This window comes from Arthrobacter sp. efr-133-R2A-120 (assembly GCF_030209835.1).
Taxonomy (GTDB): Bacteria; Actinomycetota; Actinomycetes; order Actinomycetales; family Micrococcaceae; genus Arthrobacter.
On sequence record NZ_JARVRF010000040.1, the window covers coordinates 40,396 to 46,601 of the forward strand.

The following is a 6,206-nucleotide window of genomic DNA, read 5'->3' on the forward strand; positions in this document are numbered from 1 at the left end:
CTATTGGTAGCGGTTTATTTGCTGACTTTGCCCATCAGCGAAGCGACGGGGCGAAGGAACAGCGGCCTCGCGAGGAACCACGCGCCCACAATCACCAAGAGGGATACGGCGAAAATGCCGAAACCAACCCAGTTGATATCGTCGCTGCTGCCGTACATGTGGTTCAGGTTGCGCAGCGCCCCTGTGGCGAGGACCAAGGTGACGTGCACGATGGTGAAGAGCACGAAGTACACCATCACTGGGAAATGCACTGCCCGGGCCAGTTCGATGGGATAGATCTTGTTCACCGTGCCGGCCTTCTTCGGCCACGCCGAAGACGTGCGCAGGCCAGTGATGATGGCAAGCGGGGCGGCGATGAATACCGTGACGAAGTAGGTCAGCAACTGCAGGGCGTTGTAGTTCACCCAGCCGTCCTCAGTGGGCCAGTTCAGGGAAGCGTACTGGAGGGCAGCGGAAATGGCGTTCGGGAAGACATCCCAGCTGGTGGGGATGATCCGCATCCATTGACCGGTGGCAAAGATCACGATGATGAAGACGATGCCGTTCAGCACCCACAGGGCATCCAGGGTCAGGTGGAACCACAGGTCCAGGCTGATCTTGGTCGGCGCATTCTTGGTCCGGATGAATCCTTTGTTGTTGCGGGTCCATTGGGCTGGCGGCCTCTTGGCTGTGCGGACCTGCCAACCGGATCGGACGATAAGCACCATGAAGAAGACATTGAGGAAGTGCTGCCACCCGAGCCATGCCGGGAAACCTACAGGGGCACTCTCCGGGAGGCTGGATGCGCCCGGGAAGTCGTGCAAGAACGACTGCACACCCGACAGGCCCGTCAACCATTTGGCCAACAAGACGATGAGCAAAAGTGCAAGCAGCACGCCTGGAACCACCCAGAGGGGTTGGGACCATTTGCTCTTGGCTGCTGTCGACTTTTTGGCGGGGGTGGACATCTTCTCGGACACCTCTCGGAAGAACTTTGCAATCAGGGACGCATCAAGCTAACAGGCTTTGGACCGAAGCGGCCAAAGCCTGTTACGCCGTCAGTTGGAACGGGCTTTGACGGCCTCGATGAGTTTCGGAACCACCGTGAAAATATCGCCCACGATTCCGAAGTCGGCCACCTCGAAAATGGGCGCGTCCTCGTCTTTGTTAATGGCCACAATGGTCTTCGCGGTCTGCATGCCCGCGCGGTGCTGGATGGCTCCGGAAATTCCCAATGCGATGTACAGCTGCGGGGACACGCTCACACCGGTCTGGCCTACCTGGGCCGTCTGGGAAACGTACCCGGCGTCGACGGCGGCGCGTGACGCACCGATCGCCGCCCCCAGCGTGTCGGCGAGCTGTTCAACCAGGACAAAGTTCTCGGACGAGCCCAAACCCCGCCCGCCCGAAACCACCGTGGCGGCACTCCGTAGCTCAGGCCGGACGGAGACGGCGACGTCGTCGTTGAACCGGTCAATGACTGCGGCACCTTCTGTCCTGACTTCGAGGGACACAATGTCCACTCCTGCTGTGGCTGCGGGAGCCTGGCCTTCGATCGCCCCCTGCCGGATGGTCAGGATGGGCAGCCCGCCTTCCACCACGGACTCGACCGTGTAGGCCCCGCCAAATACCGAATGCTGGGCAACAACCGTTCCGTTGTCGCCACGAACCTGCACGACGTCGGCGAGCACGCTTCCGCCGACCCGCACGGCAAGCTTTGCAGCAGCTTCGCGGCCGTCCACCGAGTTCGCGGTCAGGACGGCAGCCGGCCCATAGGCGTCGACGGCCCCGCTCAGGGCGTCCACTGCGGGTGCCACCAAAACAGTGCCGGCGACAGCTGTCACCGCCGAGTAGATCCTTGCCGCGCCCAGCTCACCCAGGCGCGCGACGTCGTCGTCCGCCAGGGGTGCAGGCGACACGACGACGGCGACCGGCGAGCCCAGCGTGGCTGCGGCAGCCAGCAGCCCTCGGGCGGAAGCGGCAATCTCGCCGCGGTGGGAAACTTCAATGAGCGCCAAGACGTTTGACATTTCTTTTCCTCCCTCAGACCAGGCGATTCGCGACGAGGAACTCGGCCAACTCGTCGGCCGCGGTCCCATCATCGATGAGTTTTCGTCCGGCCGCGCGCGGCGGCCGCTCAACGGTGGAGACCACAACGGTGCGGCTGGTACCAGTCGGGACTCCGAGCTCGGCGACGGACAACGTGGTGACGGGTTTGCGCTTGGCCGTCAGGATGCCCTTGAAGTTGGGAAACCGGGCCTCCGGGAAACGTTCGGTCACGGTGAGGATGGCAGGCAGTCCCGCACGGACATCGAGGGTTCCACCCTCTCCCTGGCGAACGCCCCGTACGCCGTCGTCGGCGATTTCCGCGGAGATCAATGAACCCAACAGTGGCAGCTGGAGATGTTCGGCAACCATGGCGGGCACGACGCCGGCGCGGCCATCCGTCGATTCGTTGCCGGCCATCACCACGTCAAATCCGGTTGACCTCAACGCCGCCGCCAGCGTGGCGGCTGTTCGACCGGTGTCGGCGCCGTCCAGGGAATCATCCATGATGTGAACCCCTGAATCGGCTCCCATGGAAAGGGCCTTGCGCAAGGACTGGGTAGCGCCATCAGGACCCATCGTCATTGCCACTACTTCGGTGCCTTTGCTGGCATCCTTGATGCGCAAGGCGGCTTCGAGGGCGCGCTCGTTGATTTCATCGACCACGGAGTCGGCGGCCTCGCGGTCGAGCTGGCCCGTTGCCAGGTCGAGCTTTCGCTCCTCGGCCGTATCCGGCACTTGTTTGACGAGCACGACGATCTTCATTCAACAGCTCCCTCGATGCAAATGGCTGACGCTTGGAATCGAGAATACTAGGAACTCCTAGTATTTACCATGGAGCGAAGGAAGGAGTGCTTGGAACTCCTATCGATTCTGCCTGGATTTTTCGACCCGGGCATTACCGACCCGGGCATGGCGATGCGGCCCAGCGCCAGGTATCAGGCTTTCAAAGCGGTTGGTCTAGCCCTGGCGAATGCCGAGGGTGTTCCCGTCGGGATCACGGAACCATGCGCCACGGGCGGGGCCGAGCTGGGCGATGTGCCCTGTTGTGGCAAGGGGACCCTCCGTGTAGTCGAGGAACTCTACGCCCTTGGCGGCCAGGTCTTGGACGACCGCCTCGATGTCGTCGACTTCGAAGTGGGCCAGGGTGTGCTCGGTGGTAGTAGGCGGACGCTTGAAGACTGAGATCTCACTGACGGGGCCGCAGCGGTACCGCACGCCTATCGGAGTTTCCCAGAGGAAGGTCAGCCCCAGGACGCCGCCGTAGAATTCCTTCGCCCGATCCAGATCCGTGACCGGAATTGTCGCCACGACCATCGTTGCATTGATCATCTCGGGCCTCCTCAGGCTGGCCCGTTCCGTCAGGATGAAGGGGCCATTCGGCCCAAGTGTCATCCTCCAGGAGCTGGACTGTCAACGCTTCAAGCGTTCGGATCGCTGTGCGTCACGCCGGGCCTTGCCTCAAAGCCACGCGGAGCATACGCCCGTCGCCGTCGTCGCGAAGCATCGCCCACTAGTTGTGTCCTGAGGGTCCAGGGGATGAGTTGCTGCTTCGCACGGCCATCACCACGCGGACAAGCACCGACAACGCTATAACCACGACGATTCCGGCGAAGTTCGGCTGGAATTCCAAGGCCAGTGCCCCGTTTTCGGTTCCGGCAGTCGCCCAAAAAAGACCCGGCAGCGTCGCGCGGGAGTCCGTCGAAATGGCGATCACGCTAGTCGCCAAGCACAGGATGAACGAGAGTGCCAATCCCACCGCGATTCCGCCCATGGCCGCACCAATAATTTTCGATGTCTTGTTCATCGAACCTCCTCCTCCTCCTCAAGTCGGTCGACGCCGAGCGCAGTCTGAAATCCCATGATGAAACTTTGTTTCCCCGCCCAAGAAGCTAGCGCGATATTTCGCCTCTCAGCGGTCGAAGTGGTCGAAATCCGTACAGATTTGCCAAAAATCAGTGTGTTTTTGGGCAATCTCAGTGTGGATCTCGACCCTTCTACGTGTGAAAAAACGTTTCACTCGGATCGGCCCGCATAGCCGTCCAAGGCCGTGTCCGAGACCTCCTGGGGAAGGAGTGGCGACTGTCTCCAGTGCGCCTACTTCACGATCGACAAGGCTGCAAATAGCGGGTCAAACGAAGCCACCGTCGGATTCTGCTGGATCATTCTCTTTGCCAACGTTGCCGGTCCCGTGATTCCGCGGGCCCGGAATTTGTCTATTCGAATGATTGAGCAGAATCCGACATCCCAGCGGAGGCGATCCCGGGACGGACATGACCAAGCCCAGGGCCGAGCGCTACAGCAAAAGCTGGGCGACACGCCAAATCCACGTCGACACCCGCATTCAGGTGTCGACAGGGATCTAGCGCATCCCCGGGTAATTTGCGCCTGACTTGGCTCACGGGTCGCGGTTTCGCGGGCGGTCGACGCGCTGGCCTGCGGTGATGTCAGTGAATTGGTGCTTTTTCACGCACTAACGGGTTTTGTTCTAGTGTCACGGTGTGGCGTTCATCAGGAGGGTGCGGACGGCCTCGGGAGCGACGGCAGTCCAGATTGCCGAGTATTTGCGCGGCCGTCAGCGAATCGTGGAGCACGTCGGCTCAGCGCATACGGAGGCCGAGCTCGGCATGCTGCTGGAGCGTGCCCGTGAGCTGCTGGACAATCCCGCCCAGGGCGTTCTCGATCTCGGTGTCGAGCCCACCCCTGCGGTGAAAGGCCTGATTGTGCCTGCCGCGCCGGGTTTGTTCGAGACGGCCGACGTGGTGACGTCGGCAGGTCGTGACGGTCCGGGACGCGTGGTGGGCACGGACTCGCGGATCCTATTCGATGCGCTGGCGGGCGTGTTCACCGCCTTGGGGTTCGATGGTCTCGGTGACGAGATCTTCCGGGACCTGGTGATTGCCCGGGTCGTGGAGCCGACATCGCTGCTGGATGCGGGCAGAGTCCTGCGGGACCTGGGCCGGGCCCCGGCCAGTTACGCGACGATGAAACGCACCCTCGGCCGGGCCGCTGCGGGAAAGTACCGCGACCGGATCGCGACCTGGTGCTTCCAGCACGCCAGCACCAGCGGGGACATCTCCCTGGTGCTCTACGACGTCACCACGCTCTACTTCGAGGCCGAGAAGGAAGACGAGCTGCGCAAGGTCGGGTACTCCAAGGAACGCCGCGTCGACCCGCAGATCGTCGTCGGTCTGCTCGTGGACCGCGGCGGGTTCCCCCTGGAGATCGGCTGCTTCGAGGGAAACAAGGCCGAGACCGCGACCATCGTCCCGATCATCAAGCAGTTCCAGGCCCGCCACGGCCTGGCCGACATGGTCGTCGTCGCCGATGCCGGCATGCTCTCGGCCTCGAACCTGCGTGAGCTGGACGAGGCGAACCTGCGGTTCATCGTCGGTTCCCGGATGACCAAGGCCCCGGCCGACCTGACCTCGCACTTCCGCTGGCACGGCGACGCGTTCACCGACGGGCAGCTGATCGACACGATCACCCCCAGGACCGGCCACCGGAACGAGAACAACCCGGACCTGCGCGCCGAACCCGTCTGGGACCCAGCCGTCCACTCCGGTTCATGGCGTGCCGTGTGGGCCTACTCCCGCAAGAGAGCGGTCCGCGACGCCACCACCCTCACAGCCCAGGAGAACCGGGCCCGCGAGGTCATCGAGGGACAGAAAACTGCCCGGACCCCGCGCTTCGTCAAGACCGCCGGCGGCAAACGCAGCCTCGACGAGGCGTCACTGACACGGGCCCGGCAACTGGCCGGGCTCAAGGGCTACGTGACGAACATCCCCGCAACGGCCATGGCCGCCGGGGAAGTCATCGGTTCCTACCACGAGCTGTGGCACGTCGAGCAGTCTTTCCGGATGAGCAAGACGGACCTGAGGGCCAGGCCCATGTTCCACCGCACCCGCGACGCGATCGAGGCACACCTGACCATCGTGTTCGCGGCCCTGGCCCTCTCCCGGACCGTTCAGAACAGAACAGGCCTCGCCGTGCGTAACGTCATCCGACAACTCCGGCCCCTGCGCTCAGCAACCATCACCATCAACGGCACCACCCAAAGATTCGCGCCCGACATTTCCACCGAACAGCAAGCCATCCTCGACGCGATCCATGGCCCAAAAGTCTCGCACTGATATGTAGCTACGGCTGTCAAGAGTGCATGGATGAGCGGCCCCTGGGGT

General features: G+C 62.8%; 6 protein-coding genes. 1 reads left to right on the forward strand and 5 read right to left on the reverse strand.

Translation table 11 applies throughout. From position 1 onward, the window contains the following. Positions 1-14: 14 nt before the first annotated feature. The 5 genes from QRN52_RS18195 to QRN52_RS18215 form a co-directional block, all read right to left on the reverse strand. Positions 15-947 carry a cytochrome b/b6 domain-containing protein gene (locus QRN52_RS18195; RefSeq protein WP_284754773.1) on the reverse strand — a complete coding sequence of 311 codons (933 nt, stop codon included), beginning with the start codon at positions 945-947 and terminating at the stop codon, positions 15-17. A gap of 90 nt (positions 948-1,037) precedes the next feature. Then, complete coding sequence (locus QRN52_RS18200; protein ID WP_284754774.1) at positions 1,038-2,009, reverse strand: electron transfer flavoprotein subunit alpha/FixB family protein; 972 nt, start codon at positions 2,007-2,009, stop codon at positions 1,038-1,040. Between the two features lie 13 nt (positions 2,010-2,022). Beyond that, the gene (locus QRN52_RS18205; protein WP_284754775.1) at positions 2,023-2,790 is read right to left on the reverse strand and encodes an electron transfer flavoprotein subunit beta/FixA family protein; all 768 of its coding nucleotides are present in this window, start codon (positions 2,788-2,790) and stop codon (positions 2,023-2,025) included. 195 nt (positions 2,791-2,985) lie between these two features. Continuing rightward, the gene (locus QRN52_RS18210) at positions 2,986-3,357 is read right to left on the reverse strand and encodes a VOC family protein (RefSeq protein WP_284754776.1); all 372 of its coding nucleotides are present in this window, start codon (positions 3,355-3,357) and stop codon (positions 2,986-2,988) included. Between the two features lie 181 nt (positions 3,358-3,538). Next, positions 3,539-3,832 carry a hypothetical protein gene (locus QRN52_RS18215; protein ID WP_284754778.1) on the reverse strand — a complete coding sequence of 98 codons (294 nt, stop codon included), beginning with the start codon at positions 3,830-3,832 and terminating at the stop codon, positions 3,539-3,541. 694 nt (positions 3,833-4,526) lie between these two features. Between QRN52_RS18215 and QRN52_RS18220 the strand changes: the two genes are divergently transcribed. Further along, a complete protein-coding gene (locus QRN52_RS18220; RefSeq protein ID WP_284754779.1) occupies positions 4,527-6,158 on the forward strand; it encodes an IS1634 family transposase in 1,632 nt (543 codons plus the stop codon). The last annotated feature ends 48 nt before the right edge of the window (positions 6,159-6,206 follow it).